We start from the raw sequence: 21,563 nt of genomic DNA on the forward strand, positions 1-21,563 counted from the left end.
GGGCTCATGCCAGGTCGACGCGGAATGGTGCCCGGAGCCGGGCTCGAACCGGCACGGTGTTGCCACCGAGGGATTTTAAGTCCCAGCTCAAATGTCTCGTTAGTGGCCATTGGTGCATGTTTTCAAGGAGTTATAAAGGAATACATGCCACTGAATGGCCACTGATGGCCAATGATGTGGACACTATGTGGTCACTGGTCATCATCGGTGGCTGAATCGTACAGCAAGTAGGCGTTCCGCTCTAGGTCCTGGCGGATCGCATGTCGAACTTGGGCACCTATGGAGCGATCCTGGATCTCTGCAAGCTGCTTTACCTGCTCATAGAGACTCGGCTCAATCATGAGCGAGATGGTCCGCTTGTTTTCCTTGGTCTTCCTGGAGGTGGTCCGGGAGCGCTTCGGAACAGCCTGAGAAGGCTCTTGTGGCGGCATAGGGGCTTTCTGAGCAGGTGGCTGGGGAGCGGGGTCGGCCGGCGTGGAATCTGCCTCTTGAAGCTGACGCTGCTTGATGGAGGCAAGAAACGCACTCAGCCCTCCCTCCGACTGGGTTGCGACCGACGGCATGGGAGGCATTGAGTTGCCGACCGACCAGCGCTCAAAAAAGACACTATCATCGATCATGCCGGCCCGCACGCACTCAAAATACAGCCCCAGGGCTTTCCACGGAGGCCCATTGTTTACGGCTGCCAACAGGTTGCGCCACCCCTCGGGCTTGCTCTTCTTCAGATACGCAACCAAGCGTCGACGCTGGTCCTTGTTGAGCGGGTGGCTTGCCATCAGTAGTTCTCTATAGGTTCGATACAGAACCAAGATAGCTGAGGTGATGTCTGGTGGCAACCAACCTATATAGAATCTATGGTTGACCTATATAGGTTTTGAGGCTAGCTTACCTATATAGGTCATGCAGCAATGGCAACCTATGACACTTAACGAAGGATTTTCTTGTCAGTCTGCGAGGCGTGTTACAGGGAGGGCCTCACCATGGGGATCAAGAAGCAAGAGGATGGTACCTGGCTGGCCGATTTCCGAGGGGACGGAAGGGGGTCAAGGCGCTTTCGGAAGAAGTTCAAGACCAAGGCCGAAGCCACGAGGTACATGAACCACATCAAGGCTAGGGTAGTGCAAGCGCCCGAGTGGGAGCCACCCAGGAAAGACATGAGGCGGCTATCGGAGCTGGTCGAGCGCTGGTACCAGATTCACGGTAAGCATACGAATGACGGATCGGCTCGCCGAAAGAAGCTACTCAAGCTGGCTGAGGTATGCGGGGACCCCTTGGCCAACGCCCTGACAAAAGAGTGGTTCATCGGGCTAAGAGAGGAACGAGAAAAATCAGTATCAGCTAATACTATGAACCATGACCGGGCTTATCTGAGCGCAATGTTCAATGAGCTGTCCAGGGCAGGGGAATGGACCAGGAGCAATCCGGTAAAGGAAAGCCGAAAGATAAAGCATGAAGAGCGTGAGCTGCGGTATTTGAACAGAAGCGAAATTAACTCACTTCTAAAAGAGTTGAATAAGTCGCGCAATAAGTCCGCGTTATTGATTGCTAAAATCTGCTTGGCCACAGGGGCCAGATGGAATGAAGCTCAAGGGCTCAGGCGGGAGCATGTGCATAACGGCCTAGTGTCCTTTTGGAGCACCAAGAACGGGAAGCCCAGGCACATACCCATCTCGCGGGAGCTGGAAGAGGAGGTTCTAGCCGCAGGAGGAGGGGGAAAGCTGTTCAAGGGCGGCTATGAGGCCTTCAAGAATGCGATCGAGCGCGCCGGGATCGAGCTGCCGCGTGGACAAATGACCCACGTTCTAAGGCACACGTTCGCCAGTCACTTCATCATGCAAGGCGGAAGCATATTAACGCTACAGCGCATTCTCGATCATTCCACGATCACGATGACAATGCGTTATGCCCACTTGGCTCCAGATCACTTAGAAGAAGCGAAAAAGCTAAATGCACTGGAGGCGGCAAAATGAATGATTTCACGGAAGAAAGAGTTTCTAGTTTGTGCCTGAGAATGAGCTACCTTCCTGGCATCATAGAGAATCGAAACTTAGATGATGAAATATATATGCTTATCCTGGAATACTTCAAGGAGGAACTTGAGAGAGTCATTCAGGAGGCGCGGACATCAAATGTCGTGGCCTTCCCGCAGCGGCGCCGCCGCTCCCTCGGGCTCCAGGATCAAGGGCGGTGAGCGCCCACGTCACCATGGCCGTGGTCGCCTGTTCAGGATCGCCGGCCACCTGGCAGCGTCAAGGCTCCCTCCTCGCCGCGGGGCGTCGGGCGCAGGCGTCCTCACCCGCGGCATCGTCGGGAGCCTTGACCCTGCGACGGTTGGCCGGCAAGGCAGAAGGGGCGACCGACGGCGATAGGTGACGGGGCGGAACCCCTTGTTCACCAGGGCCGCGAATTGAGAGCTGTGGCACTTGCGGGGCCCGGGGCCGCGACATAGTCAGGGGGCGCCGCTGCTTGGTCGGTTTGGCATGCGTTCGCTTCGCTCACCACCATTCAGAGAGCGTCGCCAGCGGAGGGAGAGGAGTTCTAATTCTGCCGTTGTGGACACTATGTGGCCACTAGGGGATTCGCAAAGCTCAAAGCAGCCAATCAATCAGCTATAAGTAGATGATTTCATTGGTGCCCGGAGCCGGGCTCGAACCGGCACGGTGTTGCCACCGAGGGATTTTAAGTCCCTTGCGTCTACCAATTTCGCCATCCGGGCGGGGTTCGAGCGGGCGGAAAACAGGGGAAATGGAGGCTGGAGTCGGAATCGAACCGGCGTACACGGAGTTGCAGTCCGCTGCATAACCACTCTGCCATCCAGCCTCATGAGTCAATGGGGGCGCCATACGAGATTCGACCGGGCTGGCGTACCAGCTCGCGACCCTCCCGTCGCACGCCTTGACTCTGCTTGAGTCAGTGGAGCGGGAAACGAGATTCGAACTCGCGACCCTCGCCTTGGCAAGGCGATGCTCTACCACTGAGCTATTCCCGCCTGACTCGAGGACGCATTATACGGATAAGTCGGTGACTGTCAAACGCTTTTCTCGTCGTTCGTCACATGGAATCGCTGAGGTGCGGCCAGGCGGCCCGCAGGTACTGGATCATCGACCAGAGGGTCAGCAGGGCGGCGACGTAGAGGGTCGCCACGCCCAGCCAGGCCACCGGCGTTCCCGGGGCGAAGGCCAGCAGCAGCAGCAGGGCGATCATCTGCAGGGTGGTCTTGACCTTGCCGATCCAGGAGACCGCCACCTTGCCGCGCTTGCCCATCTCGGCCATCCACTCGCGCAATGCCGAGATGACGATCTCGCGGCCGATGATCACGAGGGCCGGCAGGGTCAGCCAGGCAGCGTCGTAGCGCTCGATCAGCAGGGCCAGGGCCACGGCCACCATCAGCTTGTCGGCCACGGGGTCGAGAAAGGCGCCGAAGGGGGTGGATTGGTCCCAGCGGCGCGCCAGGTAGCCGTCCAGCCAGTCGGTCACCGACGCCAGGGCGAACAGCCCCGCCGCCAGCGGCATGCTCCAGGGGAAGGGGAGGTAGAACAGCACCACCAGCAGCGGGATGAAGACGATTCTGGCCAGGGTCAGGAGGTTGGGGATGTTCATCGAAGCTGCGTCCTTGCCTGAGGATGGGGATGCCGGGTGTCGCGACATTCTATCCGCCTCGGCCGGTGTCATCCATTCAGGGCTCGATGAATCGTCTCCGCCGCCCGGATGGAGAGCTGCTGATGCCGGGCATCAGCGGCTTTCCTCATGATCTCGCCCGGCGGTATTCATCCATGCAGGGCGCGATGAATCGTCTCCGCCAGGGTGGCGCTGATGCCCGGAACCCGGGCGAGCTCCTCGCGGCTGGCCTGGCGCACGCCCTGAAGGCCGCCGAAGAAGCGCAGCCGCTCGCGCCGCCGGCGCGGGCCGACGCCGGGAATGTCCTGCAGGGTGGAGGTCCGCCGGGCCTTGTCACGCCTGGCGCGGTGGCCGGCGATGGCGAAGCGGTGCGACTCGTCGCGGATGTGCTGGAGCAGATGCAGGGCCGGGGAGGCGCCGTCCAGGTCGAGGGTGCGATCCACCGTCTCCAGGTAGAGCGTCTCCAGGCCGGCCTTGCGGGTCGTGCCCTTGGCCACGCCCAGCAGCATCACGCCGGTGACGCCCAGTTCCGCGAATACCTCCCGGGCCATGTTGAGCTGCCCCTTGCCGCCGTCCACCACCAGGATGTCGGGCCGTTCGCCCTCGCCTTCGGCGAGGCGCCGGAAGCGTCGGGTCAGGGCCTGGCGCATGGCGGCGTAGTCGTCTCCGGGTTCGATGTCCGCGATGTTGAAGCGTCGGTAGTCGGACTTGCGCGGCCCATTGGCGTCGAACACCACGCAGGAGGCCACGGTGGCTTCGCCGTGACTGTGGCTGATGTCGAAGCACTCCAGGCGGTTCGGCGTCTGGTCCAGCCCGAGGGCCTCGCGCAGCGCCTCGAAGCGCTTGCTGAGCTGGGTCTGGTTGGCCAGCTGTCCCGCCAGCTGCTGCTCGGCATTGGTGCGGGCCAGCTCGCGCCATTGGGCGCGATGCCCCCTGACCTGGTCGGTGACCCGGATGCGCTTGCCGGCCCGCTCGCCCAGGGCTCGGGCGAGCAGGTCGGCGTCCGGCAGCGGGTGGCTGGTGATCACCTCGGCGGGGATCTCCCGGGCCTGTCCCAGGTAGAACTGGCTGATGAAGTCGCCGAGCAGGGCCTCGGGGCCAAGGTCCAGGCCGTTGGCCGGCTCGTGGTGGCGGGCGCCGAGCAACCGGCCCTGGCGCACCGTGAGGACCGAGATGCAAAGCGCGCCGGGGCGCGAGGCCAGGGCGAAGACGTCCGCGTCGCCCCCCCCGGTATCCACGAACTGGCGCTGCTGCAGCTGGCGGAGCTGCTGGATCTGGTCGCGAAGCCGGGCGGCTTCCTCGAACGCCAGGGCCTCGCTGGCCGCTTCCATGTCCCGGGTCAGTTCACGGGTCACCGCCTCGCTCTTGCCCTCCAGGCACTGGATGGCATGCGCCAGGTCCCGCCGATAGTCGGCCTCGTCGATATAGCCCACGCAGGGGGCGCTGCAGCGACCGATCTGGTATTGCAGGCAGGGGCGGGTGCGATGGGCGAAGACGGAGTCCTCGCAGTTGCGGATGCGAAAGATCTTCTGCATCAGCGACAGGCTCTCGCGCACCGCGCCGCTGCTGGGGTAGGGGCCCAGGTAGCGACCGTCGTCGTGCCGTGCGCGCGCCCGCTTGTACTCCAGTGCCGGGAAGGGGTGGCGGTCGGTGACGAAGACGAAGGGGTAGGACTTGTCGTCACGCAACAGGATGTTGTACGGCGGGCGCAGCTCCTTGATCAGCGTCTGCTCGAGCAGCAGCGCCTCGGTCTCGCTGTTGGTCACCGTGACCTGGATGTCCGCGATACGCGCGACCAATGCCTGGGTCTTGGTGTTCAGGGCGCCGCGGAAGTAGCTGGCCAGGCGCGCCTTCAGTCGGCGGGCCTTGCCCACGTACAGGGTCTCGCCCTGCTCGTCGAGCATGCGATAGACCCCGGGGGCCTCGGTGACGGTGGCGAGGAAGTGGCGGGAATCGAAACTCATCGGCTAGTGGCGGCGACGGGGGTGAAGGCGTCATCCTATCAGACCCGTCGCCGGGCGGGTCATTCCACCTCGCTGAAGCCGTCCACCAGGCCGTGGCGCAGTCCCAGGTGGGTCAGCTCCACGTCGGAATTGACCCCGAGCTTCTCGAAGATCCGGTAGCGATAGGTGTTGACGGTCTTGGGGCTCAGGAACATGCGGTCGGCGATGTCGGCCACCTTCTGGCAATTGACGATCATCATCGCCACCTGCAGCTCCCGCTGGGACAGCTGATCGAAGGGGTTGTCGCCGGCATCGATGCGCGAGAGCACCAGGCGCTGGGCGATCTCGGGGCTCACGTAGCGTTGCCCGGCGAAGACGCTGCGCACCGCCGCGACCATCTCGTCGTGCTGGGAGCCCTTGCTGATGAAGCCATGGGCACCGGCATCGAGCAGGCGCTGGGCGAAGGTCTCCTCGAGGAAGGCGGTGAGCACCAGGATGCGGATGTCCTGGGTGAAGCGGTGGATCTTCCGGGTGGCTTCCAGCCCGCCGATGCCTGGCATGCGGATGTCCATCAGGACGATGTCCGGCTTGAGCTGGCGAGCCTGGCGGATGGCCTCCTCGCCATCCGCGGCCTCGCCCACGATGGTGATGTCCGGCTCGGCATCGAGCAGGTGGGCGATGCTGGTCCTTACCAGGTGGTGGTCGTCGGCAACGAGAACCCTGATCAAGGCAGGTGCTCCTGAATGAAGTGAAAGGACGTCTCAGGCCGGTGGCGATGCCGGTCACCGGCTTACTGGTTTATCAGCCTTAGCGTGGCACATCATCACCCTAAGTGGAATTGGTCTCCGCCAAACGAATGCTTTTTCTCATGATCGGGTTGACGGTGGTGACTCCCGGTCGTAATATACGCCTCGTTCTCGCGAGGCGATGCCGGCGAGTGCAGCGTGGGGCCTTAGCTCAGCTGGGAGAGCGCAACACTGGCAGTGTTGAGGTCAGCGGTTCGATCCCGCTAGGCTCCACCACGAGTTTCCGAGAATCAGCCGCTTGGTGCAATGCATCAAGCGGCTTTTTCGTGTCCGCGCGCCGGGATGGGCACAATCGATGCTTGACCGGCGAGAGGAGTCGACGTATATTACGCCCCGTTCTCGCGGCTCAAAGCCGGCGAGCACAGCGTGGGGCCTTAGCTCAGCTGGGAGAGCGCAACACTGGCAGTGTTGAGGTCAGCGGTTCGATCCCGCTAGGCTCCACCAATCGAATATCGAAAAGCCGCCCGATGCTCTGCATCGGGCGGCTTTTTTCGTCTGGGGCGGAGTCAGGAGCCGCGCCCCCCTTCACGGGTAGCGGCCGGTGCGCCGATTCTCCACCAGTACCTCCAGGATGGCGTTGGCTTCCTGCATGATATCGGACGGAGGCTCTCCCTTGCGTCGGCTGCAGAGCACGGGGGACGTGATGGTCTTGTCGTCGAGATAGACGAACACGATGCCGTCACGCTGGAGACGCTTCACCTGTTCGGGCACCAGGGTGATGCCCATCTCCGAGGCCACCAGGCCCAGGGCGGTCTGCAGCTCGTTGGCTTCCTGGGCCACCTCCACCTTGAGCCCGTGCCGGCGAAACAGCCCCAGGGTCATGTCGGCCAGGCTCGGCCGGGGCTTGGCGGGAAACACCACCAGCGGATAGCGGGCCAGCTGCTCCAGGGTCGGCGTGGTCTCCGCCAGGGGATGACCCACGGGCAGCGCGGCCATCATCGGTTCCTCGAACAGCACTTCCTGCTCCACGTCGGGGTCCTGGATACGCAGTCGGCCGAACCCCAGGTCGATGCGCCCCGCCTTCAGGGCCTGGACCTGCTGCACCGTGGTCAGCTCGGCCAGGGTCAGCTCGACATCATCCTTTTGTCGTAACCCTCGCACCAGCAGCGGCAGCTGGCCGTAGAACACCGAGGCCACGAAACCGATACCGAACATGCGCCGGTTGCTGCGCGCGATGCGCCGGGTGGCCTCCACCGTGGCATCGACCTTCTCCAGTATCTGCAGGGCATGCTCATGGAAGAACTGGCCGGTGGCGGTCAGGGACAGCCCGCGGGAACTCCGCTCGAACAGCACGGCCCCTAGCTCCTCCTCCAACTGCTTGATTTGTCTAGTCAAAGGCGGCTGCGACATGTGCAGCCGCTCGGCCGCGTAGGTCAGGTTGAGCTCTTCGGCGACCACGCAGAAGTACCGGAGATGCCTCAGTTCCATGATACCTCCAGGGTATGGCAGGGCACCCAAACAATATTGGTTCCGTCTTCTCGCTGCAATCAAACTGCCAACCAATCTCCCGATTGGCGAACCCCGGAGCCGCCCATGTCATCCGTGATCGAGAAGATCGAGACGCTGCTGGTCGACCTGCCGACCATCCGCCCCCACAAGCTCTCCATGACCACCATGGCCTGCCAGACGATGGTCATCGTGCGCATGCGCCACAGCGACGGCATCGAGGGGCTGGGCGAGGGCACCACCATCGGCGGCCTGGCCTACGGCCCGGAGAGCCCGGAAAGCATCAAGCGCAACATCGACACCTACCTGGCGCCGCTGCTGATCGGCCAGCCCTCGGGCAACCTCAACGCCCTGCGGGCACGCCTGAATCGTCACGTGCGGGGCAACGCCATCGCCAAGTCGGCGCTGGAGACCGCCGCGCTGGACGCGCAGGGCAAGCGTCTGGGGCTGTCGGTGGCCGAGCTGCTGGGCGGTGCACGCCAGGATCACCTGCCGGTCCTCTGGACCCTGGCGTCCGGTGATACCCGGAAGGATATCGACGAGGCCTTCCAGCGTCTCGACGAGCGCCGCCACTGCGACTTCAAGCTCAAGATCGGGGCCAATCCGGTGGACCGCGACGTCGAGCATGTCGCGGCGATCAAGGCGGCGCTGGGGGATCGGGCCGGCGTGCGCGTCGACGTCAACCAGGCCTGGGGCGAAGCCAGCGCGGTGCGCGGCATCCAGGCGCTGCAGGAGGCCGGCATCGAGCTGATCGAGCAGCCCATCCCCGCCCGGGAGCATGCCGGCCTGATCCGCCTGGCCCGCCGTTTCCGGGTGCCGATGCTCGCCGACGAAGCGGTGGCCGACGCCCGGGACGGTCTCGACCTGGCGGCACGCGGCTTCAGCGGTGCCTTCGCCCTGAAGATCGCCAAGTCCGGTGGCCTGCAGGGCGTGCTCGAGCTGGCCCATGTGGCCCAGGCCGCGGGCATCGGCCTCTACGGCGGCACCCTCCTCGAGGGCAGCATCGGCACCGCCGCCTCGCTGCACGCCTGGGCGACCCTCGACGAGATGACCTGGGGCACCGAGATGTTCGGCCCGCTGCTGCTGAAGGACGACATCGTGACCCAGCCGCTGAACTACCACGCCTTCGGCGTGGACCTGCCGGCGGGCCCCGGGCTGGGGATCAGCCTCGACGAAGACAAGCTTGCCCACTATTCGCGCAAGTAACCGCACGCGACCCGATGGAAGAGGAGAAGGACATGCTGTTTCAGGTGGAAATGACCGTGAAGCTGCCGCCGGAGATGCCGACCGAGCAGGCTGCCGAGATCAAGGCGCGCGAGAGGGCCTATGCCCAGGAGCTTCAGCATGCCGGCAAGTGGCGTCACCTGTGGCGGGTGGCCGGCAGCTACGCCAACGTCAGTATCTTCGACGTCGAGGACAACGCCGAGCTTCAGGAACTCGTCTCCAGCCTGCCGCTGTTCCCCTACATGGAGATTCGCGTCAAGCCGCTGTGTCGTCACCCCTCGTCGGTCCGCGACGACGACAGCTGAATCGCGACGCGCCCCCGCCGGAAAGAAAGAAGAACGAGGATACCCCCATGACCGTGAAGATTTTCGATACCCCTGAGGTGCAGGACTTCCTCAAGGCCGTCAGCGGCTTCGACCAGGATGGCGGCAACGAGCGCGCCAAGCAGGTCATCCATCGCCTGCTCTCCGATCTCTACCGCCTGATCGACGACTACGACGTCACGCCCGAGGAGTTCTGGAGCGCCGTCAGCGTGCTCAACGCCCTGGGGCAGGGCACCCAGTTCGGCCTGCTGTCACCGGGGCTCGGCTTCGACCACTACCTGGACATGCGCATGGATGCTGCCGATGAGCAGGCGCGCCTGAACGGCGGGACCCCGCGCACCATCGAGGGCCCGCTCTACGTGGCCGGGGCGCCGGAGCTCCAGGGGTCCGGGCGCATGGACGACGGCGCCGACACCGACGCCGAGACGATGTGGCTGACCGGTCAGGTGCGCGACACCGACGGCCAGCCGATCGCCGGGGCCAGGGTCGAGGTGTGGCATGCCGACTCCAAGGGCGGCTACTCCTTCTTCGATCCCTCGCAGAGCGAGTACAACCTGCGCCGCACCATCGTCACCGACGCCGAGGGCCGCTACGCGGTGCGCAGCATCATCCCCTCCGGCTACGGCTGCCCGCCGGACAGCCCGACCCAGCAGGTGCTCGACCTGCTCGGCCGGCACGGCCAGCGCCCGGCGCACATCCACTACTTCATCTCGGCGCCCGGCTACAAGCACCTGACCACCCAGATCAACCTGGCCGGCGACCCCTACACCTTCGATGACTTCGCCTACGCCACCCGCGAGGAACTGGTGGTCGAGGGCAAGCGGATCGAGGACGCCGCCGAGGCCGAGCAGCGTGGCCTGGAAGGCCCCTTCACCGAGGTGGTGTTCGACATCGAGCTGGCCAGGACCGACGACCCCGAGCTGCAGCATCGCCACAAGCGCCCGCGGGCCAAGGAAGACGAGCAGGACCGGGCCAGCCAGCAGGCCGGTACCGCCAAGGTCTGATCGGCGCCTGCCATCGACCTCCGGCAAGGAGCGCCGGGGGCAGGTCGAATGAGGCAACAGACCTGCCGCCGGATCGGCTCCGAGCGATCACGACAAGATAACGAGGATCTGGATCATGACCACCCAGCTTGATCGACTCGAACAACGCGTCCGCGGCGCCGTCGTCGACGACGCCGAGCGAGGCATCTTCCGCTGCCATCGCAGCATGTTCACCGACCCTGAGTTCTTCGAACTCGAGATGAAGCACATCTTCGAGGGCAACTGGCTGTTCCTCGGTCACGAGAGCCAGGTCAGCGAGCCGGGCGACTACATCACCGTGACCATGGGCCGCCAGCCGGTGATCATCACCCGCGACAAGGCCGGCGAGCTGCACGGCCTGATCAACGCCTGCGCCCACCGCGGCGCCACCCTGTGCCGGCGCAAGCGCGGCAACAAGGGCACCTTCACCTGCCCCTTCCACGGCTGGACCTTCAAGAACGACGGCAAGCTGCTCAAGGCCAAGAACGAGAAGACCGGCGCCTACCCCGACGGCTTCAAGCAGGACGGCTCCCACGACCTTACGCGGCTGCCGCGCTTCGAGAGCTACAAGGGCTTCCTGTTCGGCAGCCTGAGCGACGACGTGATGCCGCTCGAGGACCACTTGGGCGAGACCACCAAGGTGATCGACAACATCGTCGACCAGGCGCCGGAGGGCCTGGAGATCCTGCGCGGCACCTCCTCCTACACCTACACCGGCAACTGGAAGCTGCAGGCGGAGAACGGCGCCGACGGCTACCACGTCAGCACCGTGCACTGGAACTACGCCTCGACCATGGACCGCCGCAACTACGACGCCGGCGGCACCCAGGCGGTGGACGCCGACGGCTGGTCGAAGAGCCAGGGCGGCTTCTACTCCTACGAGAACGGCCACATGATGCTGTGGACCCGGTTGCTCAACCCCGAGGTACGCCCGGTCTACACCCGCAAGGACGAAATCGAGGCCGAGCTCGGCGAGGCGCGGGCCGACTCCATCGTCAACCAGACCCGTAACCTCTGCCTCTACCCCAACGTCTACCTGATGGACCAGTTCTCCACCCAGATCCGGGTGCTGCGTCCGCTCGCCGTGGACAAGACCGAGGTGACCATCTACTGCTTCGCGCCCAAGGGCGAGTCCGCGGAGAACCGCCGGGTACGCATCCGCCAGTACGAGGACTTCTTCAACGTCTCGGGCATGGGCACGCCGGACGACCTGGAGGAGTTCCGGGCCTGCCAGGAGGGCTACCACGGCGCGCTGGCCGAGTGGAGCGACCTCAGCCGCGGCGCCAGGCAGTGGATCGAGGGCGCCGACGACAACGCCCGGGCGATCGACATGAAGCCGTTGCTGAGCGGGGCCTCCCCCGAGGACGAGGGCCTCTACGTGCTGCACCACAAGCACTGGGTGCAGGAGATGCTGCGCGCCATCGGGAAAGAGCGCAGCCAGATGATTGCCACCGCGTCCTAAGGGGAGAGAGACCATGAGCATCAGCTATCAGGAACTCCAGGCCTTCCTCTACCGCGAGGCCCGCCTGCTCGACGACCGCCAGTGGGACGAGTGGCTGGCGTGCTACCGCCAGGACGCGGTGTTCTGGATGCCGGCCTGGGACGACGACGACGAACTGACCCGGGACCCGGAAGCGGAGATCTCGCTGATCTACTACCCGAACCGCGAGGGGCTCGAGGACCGGGTCTACCGGATCAAGACCGAGCGCAGCGGGGCGAGCACGCCGGAGCCGCGCACCACCCACCAGGTCAGCAACCTGGAGGTGCTCGAGCAGGACGGCGAGACGGTGGAGCTGCGCTTCAACTGGCACACCCTGAGCCACCGCTACCAGAAGACCGACAGCTACTTCGGGACCTGCTTCTACACCCTGGACGTGTCCGGGGAAGAGCCGCGAATCACCTACAAGAAGGTGGTGCTGAACAACGACTACATCCACCAGGTCATCGACGTCTACCACGTCTGACCCGGTGCGGGAGGAGAACGACCATGAGCTACACCATTGCACTGAACTTCGAAGACGGCGTCACCCGTTTCATCGGCTGCAAGGAGGGCGAGACCGTCCTCGACGCCGCCTACCGGCAGAAGGTCAACCTGCCGATGGACTGTTCCGACGGCGTCTGCGGCACCTGCAAGGGCCACTGCGAACAGGGCGAGTTCGACATGGGTGACGACTACCTGGAGGAAGCGCTCTCCGACGAGGAGGCCGCCGAGGGCCAGGTGCTGACCTGCCAGATGGTGCCGTCCTCCGATTGCGTGGTCCAGGTGCCGGTGGCCTCGACCCTGTGCAAGACCGCGGTGGGCCAGGTCGAGGGCACCGTGGCCATGGTCGAGTCACTCTCCGAGGACAGCATCGAGCTGGCCATCGACCTGGACGATGGCGCCGAGCTGGCCTTCCTGCCCGGCCAGTACATCCACATCGACGTGCCGGGCACCCGGGAGCATCGCTCCTACTCCTTCAGTTCCAGGCCGGGCGCCTCCAGGACCACCTTCCTGATCCGCAACGTGCCCGATGGTCTGATGAGCGGCTATCTCACCGAGCGCTGCAAGCCCGGTGAGCGCCTCTCCCTGACCGGGCCGATGGGCAGCTTCTACCTGCGCGAGATCACTCGCCCGGTGCTGATGCTGGCCGGCGGCACCGGCCTCGCCCCCTTCCTCTCCATGCTCGAGCAACTGGCGGAGAAGGGCTGCGATCAGCCGGTCCACCTGATCTACGGCGTCAACAAGGACGACCACCTGGTCAAGACCGATGCCCTGGACGCCTTCAAGGACAGGCTGCCGACCTTCACCTACGCCACCGTGGTGGTGGACGAGGCCAGCGACCATCCGCGCAAGGGCTACGTCACCCATCACATGGATGCCGAGGTGATGCACGACGGCGATGTCGACGTCTACCTGTGCGGGCCGCCGCCCATGGTCGACGCCGTGCTCAAGCACTTCGATCGGGAAGGCATCGCCCCGCAGAGCTTCCACTACGAGAAGTTCACCCCCAACCAGGCACCCGGGGAGGCCGCATGAGCATGGCACGCTTCGAGGGCAAGGTGATGGTCATCACCGGGGCGGCCCAGGGCATCGGCCAGCGCGTCGCCGAACGCGCCGCCGCCGAGGGGGCCCGCCTGGCGCTGGTGGATCGCGCCGACTACGTCCGGGAGGTGGCGGCCGAGCTCCAGGCGAAGGGCAGGGAGGCCATCGCCCTGCAGGCCGACCTGGAAACCTGGGAGGGCGCCGAGCGCGTCATGGGGGAGGCCCGCGAGCACTTCGGCCGCCTCGACGTGGTGATCAACAACGTCGGCGGGACGATCTGGGCCCAGCCCTACGAGCACTACCGGCCGGAGCAGATCGAGGCCGAGGTGCGCCGCTCGCTGTTTCCCACCCTCTGGTGCTGCCGGGCGGCGTTGCCCCACCTGCTGGAGAGCCGGGGCAACATCGTCAACGTCTCCTCGGTGGCGACCCGTGGGCTGATGCGGGTGCCCTATGCGGCGGCCAAGGGCGGCGTCAACGCCATGACGGTGGCGCTGGCCTTCGAGTACGCCGAGCACGGCATCCGGGTCAACGCCACCGCCCCGGGGGGCACCGAGGCGCCGCCCCGCAAGACGCCGCGCAACACCGCCGAGCAGAGCGAGCAGGAGCAGGCCTGGTACCAGACGCTGATCGACCAGACCAGGGCCACCAGCTTCATGGGCCGCTACGGCACCCTGGACGAGCAGGCCGGGCCGATCCTCTTCCTCGCCTCGGACGAGGCCAGCTACATCACCGGCACGGTGGTGCCGGTGGCCGGCGGCGATCTGGGATGACACCCGCTTCGACCGCCTCCATCGTCGAAGCCCAAGACGCGTCAGCGGACCGGGGTCGCCCGGTCCCGATCCTCTCGACCTCAACGATAACAATCCCTGACCGGAGGACGTCATGAAACACATCGAAAAGGGCGTGGGGCTCTTGTCCGCGCCCCGCGACTTCATCCGAGACCTCAACGGCGACAACTTCAGCGCCGGCCTGGTGGCCGGCATCTTCGGCCTCAGCGCCGGCATCATCCATATCAGCGCGGGCACCGCCGCCGGCCTGCCCCAGGAGTTCACCCTGCTGTGGGTCATCAGCTACCTGATGATCAACGGCCTCTTCGGCCTCTTCCTGCCGGCCTACTACCGTCTGCCCCTGCCGATGGCCAACTCGATTCCCGGGGCGCTGCTGTTCGCGGCCATCATCCCCGTGGTGGGGCTCAACGAGGCGCTGGGCGCGACGCTGATCGCCGGGGTCATCGCGCTGGTCGTCGGCCTGGCGGGTTGGATGAGCCTGGTCATGCGGCTGATGCCGATGCCCATCGTCATGGGCATGGTCGCGGGGATCCTGCTCAAGTTCGGCACCAACATGGTGATGCCGCTGCAGAACGCCATGCTGCCGGCGGTGGTGATGATCCTGTCCTTCTTCTTCGCCGCGCGCTATCTGCGCCGGGTGCCGCCGCTGGTCGTCACCCTGCTGGTGGGGGTCGGCTACATGGCTCTCTCCGGGGCCGACTTCTCCGGCGTGACCTTCTCCATGCAGTTTCCCGAGTTCATCATGCCTGCCTTCACCCTGGAGGCCTTCCTGGCCTACGGCCTGCCCCTGGCGCTGATCCTGGTGGGTATGGAGACGCCGGCCGGCGTGGGCCTGGTCAAGGGCATGGGCTTCAAGGACGCCCCGGCCAACGCCATCACGGCCCTGGGGGGCTTCGGCACCATGATCTCGGCCTTCTTCAACCTGCACAGCACCTGCATCGCCGCCCCGATGACCGGAATCTGTTCCGGGCCCGAGGCCGGGAGCCATGACAAGCGCTGGGTGGCCGCCGTCATCGTCGGCATCATCTTCATCGTCGCGGCCCCCTTCTACGGCTTCGTGTTCAGCCTGATCGAGGCCATGCCGAGCTACTTCATCGCCATCATCGCCGGCCTGGCGCTGCTGCGGGTGATCGGCTCGGCGATGCACATGACCTTCTCCGGCAAGCATGAAGTGGGCGCGATGTTCTCCTTCCTGATCGCCGTGTCCGGCGTGCAGATCTTCGGCATCGGCTCCTCCTTCTGGGCGCTGGTGCTGGGGGCGGGCATTTCGATGCTCGTCGAATTCAAGGACTTCGACTTCACCGTCGAGCGTCCGCTGGCGAGAAAGCGGCTGCTGGCCAGGAAGGCCGGCTGAGCCGCCGCCGACGCACCGGCGTCGGCGGCTGTTTCGATCCTGTCATCTCCCTTGGCCCGTGCCTGCCTGCGCAGGACGGGCCTTTTTTCGTCCTGGCCCCCTTCGAGTCCGATCTCCCCATTAGCCTTTTGTCGCAGGCCGCTTCCTCCGTCCCGGTGCTTCTCGCCGATGGTGGCGCGACGGGGGCATCCCCGGGGGCCTCGTGGGGAGGCTTCGAGCGTGAGATATCTCAGTCGCGGCTCGAGGGAAGGGTCGCCTGGATCGGCAAGTAAGCGGCAATCCATTGATATTGAAGAAACATTGCCGGGCCTGGCGGTCGTCGGCGGCGAAGGGGGTGGGGGCGATTGCGATACCTCAAGAGTATGGAAAGGGACCCAATCGATATTGGTGGCATGTCTCGGCATTCGCAAGAATCCAGACAACACAACAAGAAACGCCGTCGATGAGCCAGCGACATTGCGGCGAGCGGCGATCCCCGAAACCCGGCCTTGCACTCCCTGACGCGACAGCAGGGCATAACGACAACGACGAGAGCATCCACATGACCGTCAAGATCTTCGAGACCCCCGAGGTGCAGGACTTCCTCAAGGCCGTCGCCGGCTTCGACCAGGACGGCGGCAACGAGCGCGCCAAGCAGATCCTCCATCGCCTGCTGTCCGATCTCTATCGCCTGATCGACGACTACGACATCACCCCCGAGGAGTTCTGGAGCGCCGTCAGCGTGCTCAACGCCCTGGGGCAGGGCACCCAGTTCGCCCTGCTGGCCCCGGGCCTGGGCTTCGACCACTACCTGGACATGCGCATGGACGCGGCCGACGCCGAGGCCGGTCGCACCGGCGGCACCCCGCGCACCATCGAGGGCCCGCTCTACGTGGCCGGCGCGCCGGAGGTCCAGGGCCGCGGGCGCATGGACGACGGCACCGACCCCGACGCCGAGACGATGTGGCTGACCGGCCAGGTGCGCGACACCGACGGCCACCCGGTCGCCGGGGCCAAGGTCGAGGTGTGGCACGCCGACTCCAAGGGCGGCTACTCCTTCTTCGATCCCTCGCAGAGCGAGTACAACCTGCGTCGCACCATCATCACCGATGCCGAGGGCCGCTACGCGGTGCGCAGCATCATCCCCTCCGGCTACGGCTGCCCGCCGGACAGCCCGACCCAGCAGGTGCTCGACCTGCTCGGCCGCCACGGCCAGCGCCCGGCGCACATCCACTACTTCGTCTCGGCCCCGGGGCACCAGCACCTGACCACCCAGATCAACCTGGCCGGCGACCCCTACACCTACGATGACTTCGCCTTCGCCACCCGCGAGGAGCTGGTGGTGCCGGGCCAGCGCATCGAGGACGCCGCCGAGGCCGAGCAGCGCGGCCTGGAAGGCCCCTTCACCGAGGTGGTGTTCGACATCGAGCTGGCCAGGACCGAGGCTCCCGAGCTGCAACAGCGCCACAAGCGTCCGCGGGCCCTGGAGAGCGAGGAGCAGGAAAGCGCCCTGGCGGCCAGCGCCCAGGTCTGACCCCGCTCGGTCCCCACGGGTCCCTCTCGACACCGATTTCCCACTGCATGGCTGATACCTCCGCCGGCCCGGCCGGCGGAGCAGGGGAGCCCCTGCGCCGGATGCCCCCCGGCCGCTTCCCTCGACAGCCACCCTTGACCATCGAGGAGCATGATCATGACCACCCAGCTTGATCGACTCGAACAACGCGTCCGCGGCGCCGTCGTCGACGACGCCGAGCGAGGCATCTTCCGCTGCCATCGCAGCATGTTCACCGACCCCGAGTTCTTCGACCTGGAGATGAAGCACATCTTCGAGGGCAGCTGGCTGTTCCTCGGCCACGAGAGCCAGGTCAGCGAGCCGGGCGACTACTTCACCGTGACCCTGGGCCGCCAGCCGGTGATCATCACCCGCGACAAGGCCGGCGAGCTGCACGGCCTGATCAACGCCTGCGCCCACCGCGGCGCCACCCTGTGCCGGCGCAAGCGCGGCAACAAGGGGACCTTCACCTGTCCCTTCCACGGCTGGACCTTCAAGAACGACGGCACGCTGCTCAAGGCCAAGAACGAGAAGACCGGCGCCTACCCCGACGGCTTCAAGCAGGACGGCTCCCACGACCTCACGCGCCTGCCGCGCTTCGCGAGCTACAAGGGCTTCCTGTTCGGCAGCCTGAGCGACGACGTCATGCCGCTCGAGGACTACCTGGGCGAGACCACCAAGGTGATCGACAACATCGTCGACCAGGCGCCGGAGGGCCTGGAGATCCTGCGCGGCACCTCCTCCTATACCTACACCGGCAACTGGAAGCTGCAGGCGGAGAACGGCGCCGACGGCTACCACGTCAGCACCGTGCACTGGAACTACGCCTCGACCATGGACCGCCGCAACTACGACGCCGGCGGCACCCAGGCGGTGGACGCCGACGGCTGGTCGAAGAGCCAGGGCGGCTTCTACTCCTACGAGAACGGCCACATGATGCTGTGGACCCGGTTGCTCAACCCCGAGGTACGCCCGGTCTACACCCGCAAGGACGAAATCGAGGCCGAGCTCGGCGAGGCGCGGGCCGACTCCATCGTCAACCAGACCCGTAACCTCTGCCTCTACCCCAACGTCTACCTGATGGACCAGTTCTCCACCCAGATCCGGGTGCTGCGTCCGCTCGCCGTGGACAAGACCGAGGTGACCATCTACTGCTTCGCGCCCAAGGGCGAGTCCGCGGAGAACCGCCGGGTACGCATCCGCCAGTACGAGGACTTCTTCAACGTCTCGGGCATGGGCACGCCGGACGACCTGGAGGAGTTCCGGGCCTGCCAGGAGGGCTACCACGGCGCGCTGGCCGAGTGGAGCGACCTCAGCCGCGGCGCCAGGCAGTGGATCGAGGGCGCCGACGACAACGCCCGGGCGATCGACATGAAGCCGTTGCTGAGCGGGGCCTCCCCCGAGGACGAGGGCCTCTACGTGCTGCACCACAAGCACTGGGTGCAGGAGATGCTGCGCGCCATCGGGAAAGAGCGCAGCCAGATGATTGCCACCGCGTCCTAAGGGGAGAGAGACCATGAGCATCAGCTATCAGGAACTCCAGGCCTTCCTCTACCGCGAGGCCCGCCTGCTCGACGACCGCCAGTGGGACGAGTGGCTGGCGTGCTACCGCCAGGACGCGGTGTTCTGGATGCCGGCCTGGGACGACGACGACGAACTGACCCGGGACCCGGAAGCGGAGATCTCGCTGATCTACTACCCGAACCGCGAGGGGCTCGAGGACCGGGTCTACCGGATCAAGACCGAGCGCAGCGGGGCGAGCACGCCGGAGCCGCGCACCACCCACCAGGTCAGCAACCTGGAGGTGCTCGAGCAGGACGGCGAGACGGTGGAGCTGCGCTTCAACTGGCACACCCTGAGCCACCGCTACCAGAAGACCGACAGCTACTTCGGGACCTGCTTCTACACCCTGGACGTGTCCGGGGAAGAGCCGCGAATCACCTACAAGAAGGTGGTGCTGAACAACGACTACATCCACCAGGTCATCGACGTCTACCACGTCTGACCCGGCGCGGGGACAGGAGTCCCCGGCGACAGGGACGTCGCGTCGTTTCGACACCAGGCGCTCAGCGCCCCTACCAACAGATGCGGCGAGACGAGCGCCGGGGACAAGCCAGAGCGAGGGTCTTTTGACCATGGGCGAGGCGGAAGGAGAAGAACATCCGGTGGATGTTCTTCCCGCCGAGCGGGTTGGCCACGGATGGCCAACCCCGGCCCTGCAAGCGGCACAGGATGTTGTAGCGCCGCAGGGCAAAAGTAGCGCCCAGGGAAGGGTTTACAGCGCCCTCGCGATGGTCCGGCACTCCGGGGCTTGTCCCCGGAAAAGCTCATCACTTTCGTGATTCGTGGAAGACACCTTTTAACAACAACCAGCCCCCGGTGAACAATATGAACAATGCCTTCAAGAAGACCACCCTGGCATCCCTGGCAAGCGCCTGCGTCCTGAGCTCCGGCCTGGCGTCCGCCCAGGAGGATCCCGTCAAGCTCGGCCTGATGCTGCCCTACTCGGGCACCTACACGGCGCTGGGCGAGGCCATCACCAACGGCCTGACGCTGGCCATCGAGCAGAACGGCGGGCGGCTCGGCGGCCGCGAGGTCGAGTACGTCCGGCTCGATTCCGAGGCCGATCCCTCCAAGGCCCCGCAGAACATGAGCCGCCTCGTGCGCGGTGACGACGTCGACGTCGTGATCGGCCCGGTCCACTCCGGCGTGGCCATGGGCATGCTGCGGGTGGCCAAGCAGACCGGCGCCATCACCATCATCCCCAACGCCGGCCTGGGCGCGGCCACCAACCAGCTGTGCATGCCCAACGTCTTCCGCACCTCCTTCAGCATGTGGCAGAACAGCTATCCCATGGGCAAGGTCGCCTATGGTCGGGGCCATCGCGACGTGGTGGCCATCACCTGGGACTATGCAGGAGGCAAGGAAGATGTCGCCGGTTTCGAGGAGGCCTTCACCGAGATGGGCGGTAACCTCGTCGAGACGATCTACGTGCCCTTTCCCAGTACCGAGTTCCAGAGTTACCTGACCCAGATCGCCAGCCTCGAGCCGGATGCGGTCTATACCTTCTTCGCCGGCGGCGGCGGCGTCAGCTTCGTCCGCGACTACGCGGCCGCGGGGCTGATGGAAAACATCCCGCTGCTCGGCTCGGGCTTCCTCACCGAGGGCAACATCAAGGCCCTCGACGGGGCCGGGGAAGGGGTGTTGACCACCATGCACTATGCCGAGACGCTCGACAGCGACGCGAACCGGGCCTTCGTTTCGGCCTACCAGGCGGCCCATGGCGAGGCACCGGACACCTACGCGGTCCAGGGGTACGATACCGGCGCCATGCTGGTCCAGGCGCTCGACGAGGTCTCGGGCAACACCGAGGACCAGGCGGCGTTGATCGAGGCGCTGGCCGGCGTCGAGCTGCAGAGCCCGCGAGGGCCGATGCGCTTCTCCGCGTCGCACCATCCCATCCAGAACGTCTACCTGCGCGAGATACGCGACGGCGAGCACCAGGTCCTCGACGTGGCCGTCGAGCAACTCGAGGTCCCCGACGACGCCTGCCGGATGTGAGCCGGTGAACGCCTGATTCCCGGGGCGAGCCGGTCTCGCCCCATCCATCGCGGAGGAGATCATCATGGATCTCGCATTCTTCGGCGTGCAGCTCCTCAACGGGCTGCAGTACGGGCTGCTGCTGTTCCTGATCGCCAGCGGCCTGACCTTGATCTTCGGCATCATGGGCATCATCAACCTGGCCCATGGCGCCATGTACATGATCGGCGCCTACCTGGTCTACGACCTGACCCAGCGGCTGGGGAACTTCTGGCTGGCGATCCTCATCGCCATCCCCATCGCCATCCTGCTCGGCCTGATCATCGAACGGCTGTTCCTCGACACCCTCTACAAGCGCGACCACCTCTACCAGGTGCTGCTGACCTTCGGCCTGATCCTGGTGCTCAACGAGGCGCAGCGCATCATCTGGGGCGGCGACGTGCACAGCGTGTCCGTTCCGGCCCCCTTCGACGCCAGCCTGCCGCTCACCGACAACCTGCAGTACTCGGTGTATCGGCTCTTCGTCATGGGCGTCTGCCTGGCGTTGGCGGGCGTCATCTACTGGGTGATCCGCCATACCCGGCTGGGCATCATCATCCGCGCCGGGGCCGTCGACCGCGACATGGTCGAGGGGCTGGGCATCGACGTGCGCACCCTCTTCACGCTGATCTTCAGCGTCGGCGTGGCGCTCACCGCCTTCGCCGGGATGATCGCCGCGCCGCTGACCTCCATCGCTCCCGGCATGGGCGACAGCATCCTCATCACCTGCTTCGTGGTGGTGGTCATCGGCGGCATCGGCTCGATCAAGGGAGCCTTCTGGGGCGCCATCCTGATCGGCATGGCCGAGACCTTCGGTTCGGTGCTGATCCCCAGCCTCGCCAGCATGGTGATCTACCTGATCATGGCCGCCGTGCTGCTCGTCAAGCCACGCGGGCTCTTCGCCTGA

At 65.4% G+C, this 21,563-nt stretch carries 20 protein-coding genes and 6 tRNA genes; 17 read left to right on the top strand and 9 right to left on the bottom strand.

The genetic code is table 11. From position 1 onward, the window contains the following. Positions 1 to 25: 25 nt before the first annotated feature. Positions 26 to 159 (bottom strand) — tRNA-Leu (locus BEI_RS18945). Positions 160 to 191: 32 nt separating this feature from the next. Beyond that, complete coding sequence (locus BEI_RS07495) at positions 192 to 776, bottom strand: hypothetical protein (protein WP_097788932.1); 585 nt, start codon at positions 774 to 776, stop codon at positions 192 to 194. 204 nt (positions 777 to 980) lie between these two features. Between BEI_RS07495 and BEI_RS07500 the strand changes: the two genes are divergently transcribed. Beyond that, a complete protein-coding gene (locus BEI_RS07500) occupies positions 981 to 1,970 on the top strand; it encodes a phage integrase (protein ID WP_097788933.1) in 990 nt (329 codons plus the stop codon). Next, the gene (locus BEI_RS18950; RefSeq protein WP_153045774.1) at positions 1,967 to 2,191 is read left to right on the top strand and encodes a hypothetical protein; all 225 of its coding nucleotides are present in this window, start codon (positions 1,967 to 1,969) and stop codon (positions 2,189 to 2,191) included. Before BEI_RS07500 ends, BEI_RS18950 begins: the two co-directional genes overlap by 4 nt. A 438-nt stretch (positions 2,192 to 2,629) precedes the next feature. Here BEI_RS18950 and BEI_RS07505 read toward each other — a convergent pair. The 6 genes from BEI_RS07505 to uvrY form a co-directional block, all read right to left on the bottom strand. Next, a tRNA-Leu gene (locus BEI_RS07505) sits at positions 2,630 to 2,716 on the bottom strand. A 30-nt stretch (positions 2,717 to 2,746) separates the two neighbouring features. Continuing rightward, positions 2,747 to 2,820 (bottom strand) — tRNA-Cys (locus tag BEI_RS07510). A 94-nt stretch (positions 2,821 to 2,914) separates the two neighbouring features. Further along, positions 2,915 to 2,989: transfer RNA gene (locus BEI_RS07515), tRNA-Gly, on the bottom strand. Between the two features lie 62 nt (positions 2,990 to 3,051). Then, the gene (pgsA, locus tag BEI_RS07520) at positions 3,052 to 3,600 is read right to left on the bottom strand and encodes a CDP-diacylglycerol--glycerol-3-phosphate 3-phosphatidyltransferase (RefSeq protein ID WP_097788934.1); all 549 of its coding nucleotides are present in this window, start codon (positions 3,598 to 3,600) and stop codon (positions 3,052 to 3,054) included. A gap of 167 nt (positions 3,601 to 3,767) precedes the next feature. Further along, a complete protein-coding gene (gene uvrC / locus BEI_RS07525) occupies positions 3,768 to 5,582 on the bottom strand; it encodes an excinuclease ABC subunit UvrC (protein ID WP_097788935.1) in 1,815 nt (604 codons plus the stop codon). A 59-nt stretch (positions 5,583 to 5,641) separates the two neighbouring features. Next, positions 5,642 to 6,289, bottom strand: a complete 648-nt coding sequence (gene uvrY, locus BEI_RS07530) for a UvrY/SirA/GacA family response regulator transcription factor (protein ID WP_097788936.1) — start codon at positions 6,287 to 6,289, stop codon at positions 5,642 to 5,644. A gap of 218 nt (positions 6,290 to 6,507) precedes the next feature. Between uvrY and BEI_RS07535 the strand changes: the two genes are divergently transcribed. After that, positions 6,508 to 6,583, top strand: a tRNA-Ala gene (locus BEI_RS07535). A 152-nt stretch (positions 6,584 to 6,735) separates the two neighbouring features. Next, a tRNA-Ala gene (locus tag BEI_RS07540) sits at positions 6,736 to 6,811 on the top strand. Between the two features lie 81 nt (positions 6,812 to 6,892). Here BEI_RS07540 and BEI_RS07545 read toward each other — a convergent pair. Further along, positions 6,893 to 7,795, bottom strand: a complete 903-nt coding sequence (locus BEI_RS07545; protein ID WP_097788937.1) for a LysR family transcriptional regulator — start codon at positions 7,793 to 7,795, stop codon at positions 6,893 to 6,895. Positions 7,796 to 7,900: 105 nt separating this feature from the next. Between BEI_RS07545 and BEI_RS07550 the strand changes: the two genes are divergently transcribed. From BEI_RS07550 to BEI_RS07610, 13 genes are all read left to right on the top strand, one after another. Continuing rightward, a complete protein-coding gene (locus BEI_RS07550) occupies positions 7,901 to 9,019 on the top strand; it encodes a muconate/chloromuconate family cycloisomerase (protein WP_097788938.1) in 1,119 nt (372 codons plus the stop codon). A gap of 32 nt (positions 9,020 to 9,051) precedes the next feature. Further along, on the top strand, positions 9,052 to 9,342 hold the full coding sequence (gene catC, locus BEI_RS07555; RefSeq protein ID WP_097788939.1) for a muconolactone Delta-isomerase: 291 nt from the start codon (positions 9,052 to 9,054) through the stop codon (positions 9,340 to 9,342). A 47-nt stretch (positions 9,343 to 9,389) separates the two neighbouring features. After that, complete coding sequence (gene catA / locus BEI_RS07560) at positions 9,390 to 10,364, top strand: catechol 1,2-dioxygenase (protein ID WP_097788940.1); 975 nt, start codon at positions 9,390 to 9,392, stop codon at positions 10,362 to 10,364. Between the two features lie 115 nt (positions 10,365 to 10,479). Then, positions 10,480 to 11,844: a Rieske 2Fe-2S domain-containing protein gene (locus tag BEI_RS07565; protein ID WP_097788941.1), complete on the top strand. Its 1,365-nt coding sequence runs from the start codon at positions 10,480 to 10,482 to the stop codon at positions 11,842 to 11,844. A gap of 13 nt (positions 11,845 to 11,857) precedes the next feature. Continuing rightward, positions 11,858 to 12,346, top strand: coding sequence for a benzoate 1,2-dioxygenase small subunit (gene benB / locus BEI_RS07570; RefSeq protein ID WP_097788942.1), 489 nt, complete (start codon positions 11,858 to 11,860; stop codon positions 12,344 to 12,346). Positions 12,347 to 12,369: 23 nt separating this feature from the next. After that, a complete protein-coding gene (benC, locus tag BEI_RS07575; protein ID WP_097788943.1) occupies positions 12,370 to 13,398 on the top strand; it encodes a benzoate 1,2-dioxygenase electron transfer component BenC in 1,029 nt (342 codons plus the stop codon). Then, positions 13,395 to 14,174 (top strand): benzoate diol dehydrogenase BenD, encoded by a 780-nt coding sequence (gene benD / locus BEI_RS07580; RefSeq protein ID WP_097788944.1) that lies wholly within the window; start codon positions 13,395 to 13,397, stop codon positions 14,172 to 14,174. The genes benC and benD overlap by 4 nt, the downstream gene beginning before the upstream one ends. 112 nt (positions 14,175 to 14,286) lie before the next feature. Continuing rightward, the gene (locus BEI_RS07585) at positions 14,287 to 15,546 is read left to right on the top strand and encodes a benzoate/H(+) symporter BenE family transporter (protein WP_097788945.1); all 1,260 of its coding nucleotides are present in this window, start codon (positions 14,287 to 14,289) and stop codon (positions 15,544 to 15,546) included. A gap of 541 nt (positions 15,547 to 16,087) precedes the next feature. After that, positions 16,088 to 17,059 carry a catechol 1,2-dioxygenase gene (gene catA / locus BEI_RS07590; RefSeq protein ID WP_097788946.1) on the top strand — a complete coding sequence of 324 codons (972 nt, stop codon included), beginning with the start codon at positions 16,088 to 16,090 and terminating at the stop codon, positions 17,057 to 17,059. A 156-nt stretch (positions 17,060 to 17,215) separates the two neighbouring features. After that, a complete protein-coding gene (locus BEI_RS07595) occupies positions 17,216 to 18,580 on the top strand; it encodes a Rieske 2Fe-2S domain-containing protein (protein WP_097791030.1) in 1,365 nt (454 codons plus the stop codon). A 13-nt stretch (positions 18,581 to 18,593) separates the two neighbouring features. Then, a complete protein-coding gene (gene benB / locus BEI_RS07600; protein ID WP_097788942.1) occupies positions 18,594 to 19,082 on the top strand; it encodes a benzoate 1,2-dioxygenase small subunit in 489 nt (162 codons plus the stop codon). 383 nt (positions 19,083 to 19,465) lie between these two features. Then, entirely contained in the window at positions 19,466 to 20,638 is a 1,173-nt protein-coding gene (locus tag BEI_RS07605) for an ABC transporter substrate-binding protein (RefSeq protein ID WP_097788947.1), read from the top strand. A gap of 64 nt (positions 20,639 to 20,702) precedes the next feature. Further along, the gene (locus BEI_RS07610) at positions 20,703 to 21,563 is read left to right on the top strand and encodes a branched-chain amino acid ABC transporter permease (RefSeq protein ID WP_097788948.1); all 861 of its coding nucleotides are present in this window, start codon (positions 20,703 to 20,705) and stop codon (positions 21,561 to 21,563) included.

Origin of the sequence: Halomonas beimenensis (assembly GCF_002549795.1) — a bacterium.
In the GTDB taxonomy this organism is placed as follows: domain Bacteria; phylum Pseudomonadota; class Gammaproteobacteria; order Pseudomonadales; family Halomonadaceae; genus Halomonas; species Halomonas beimenensis.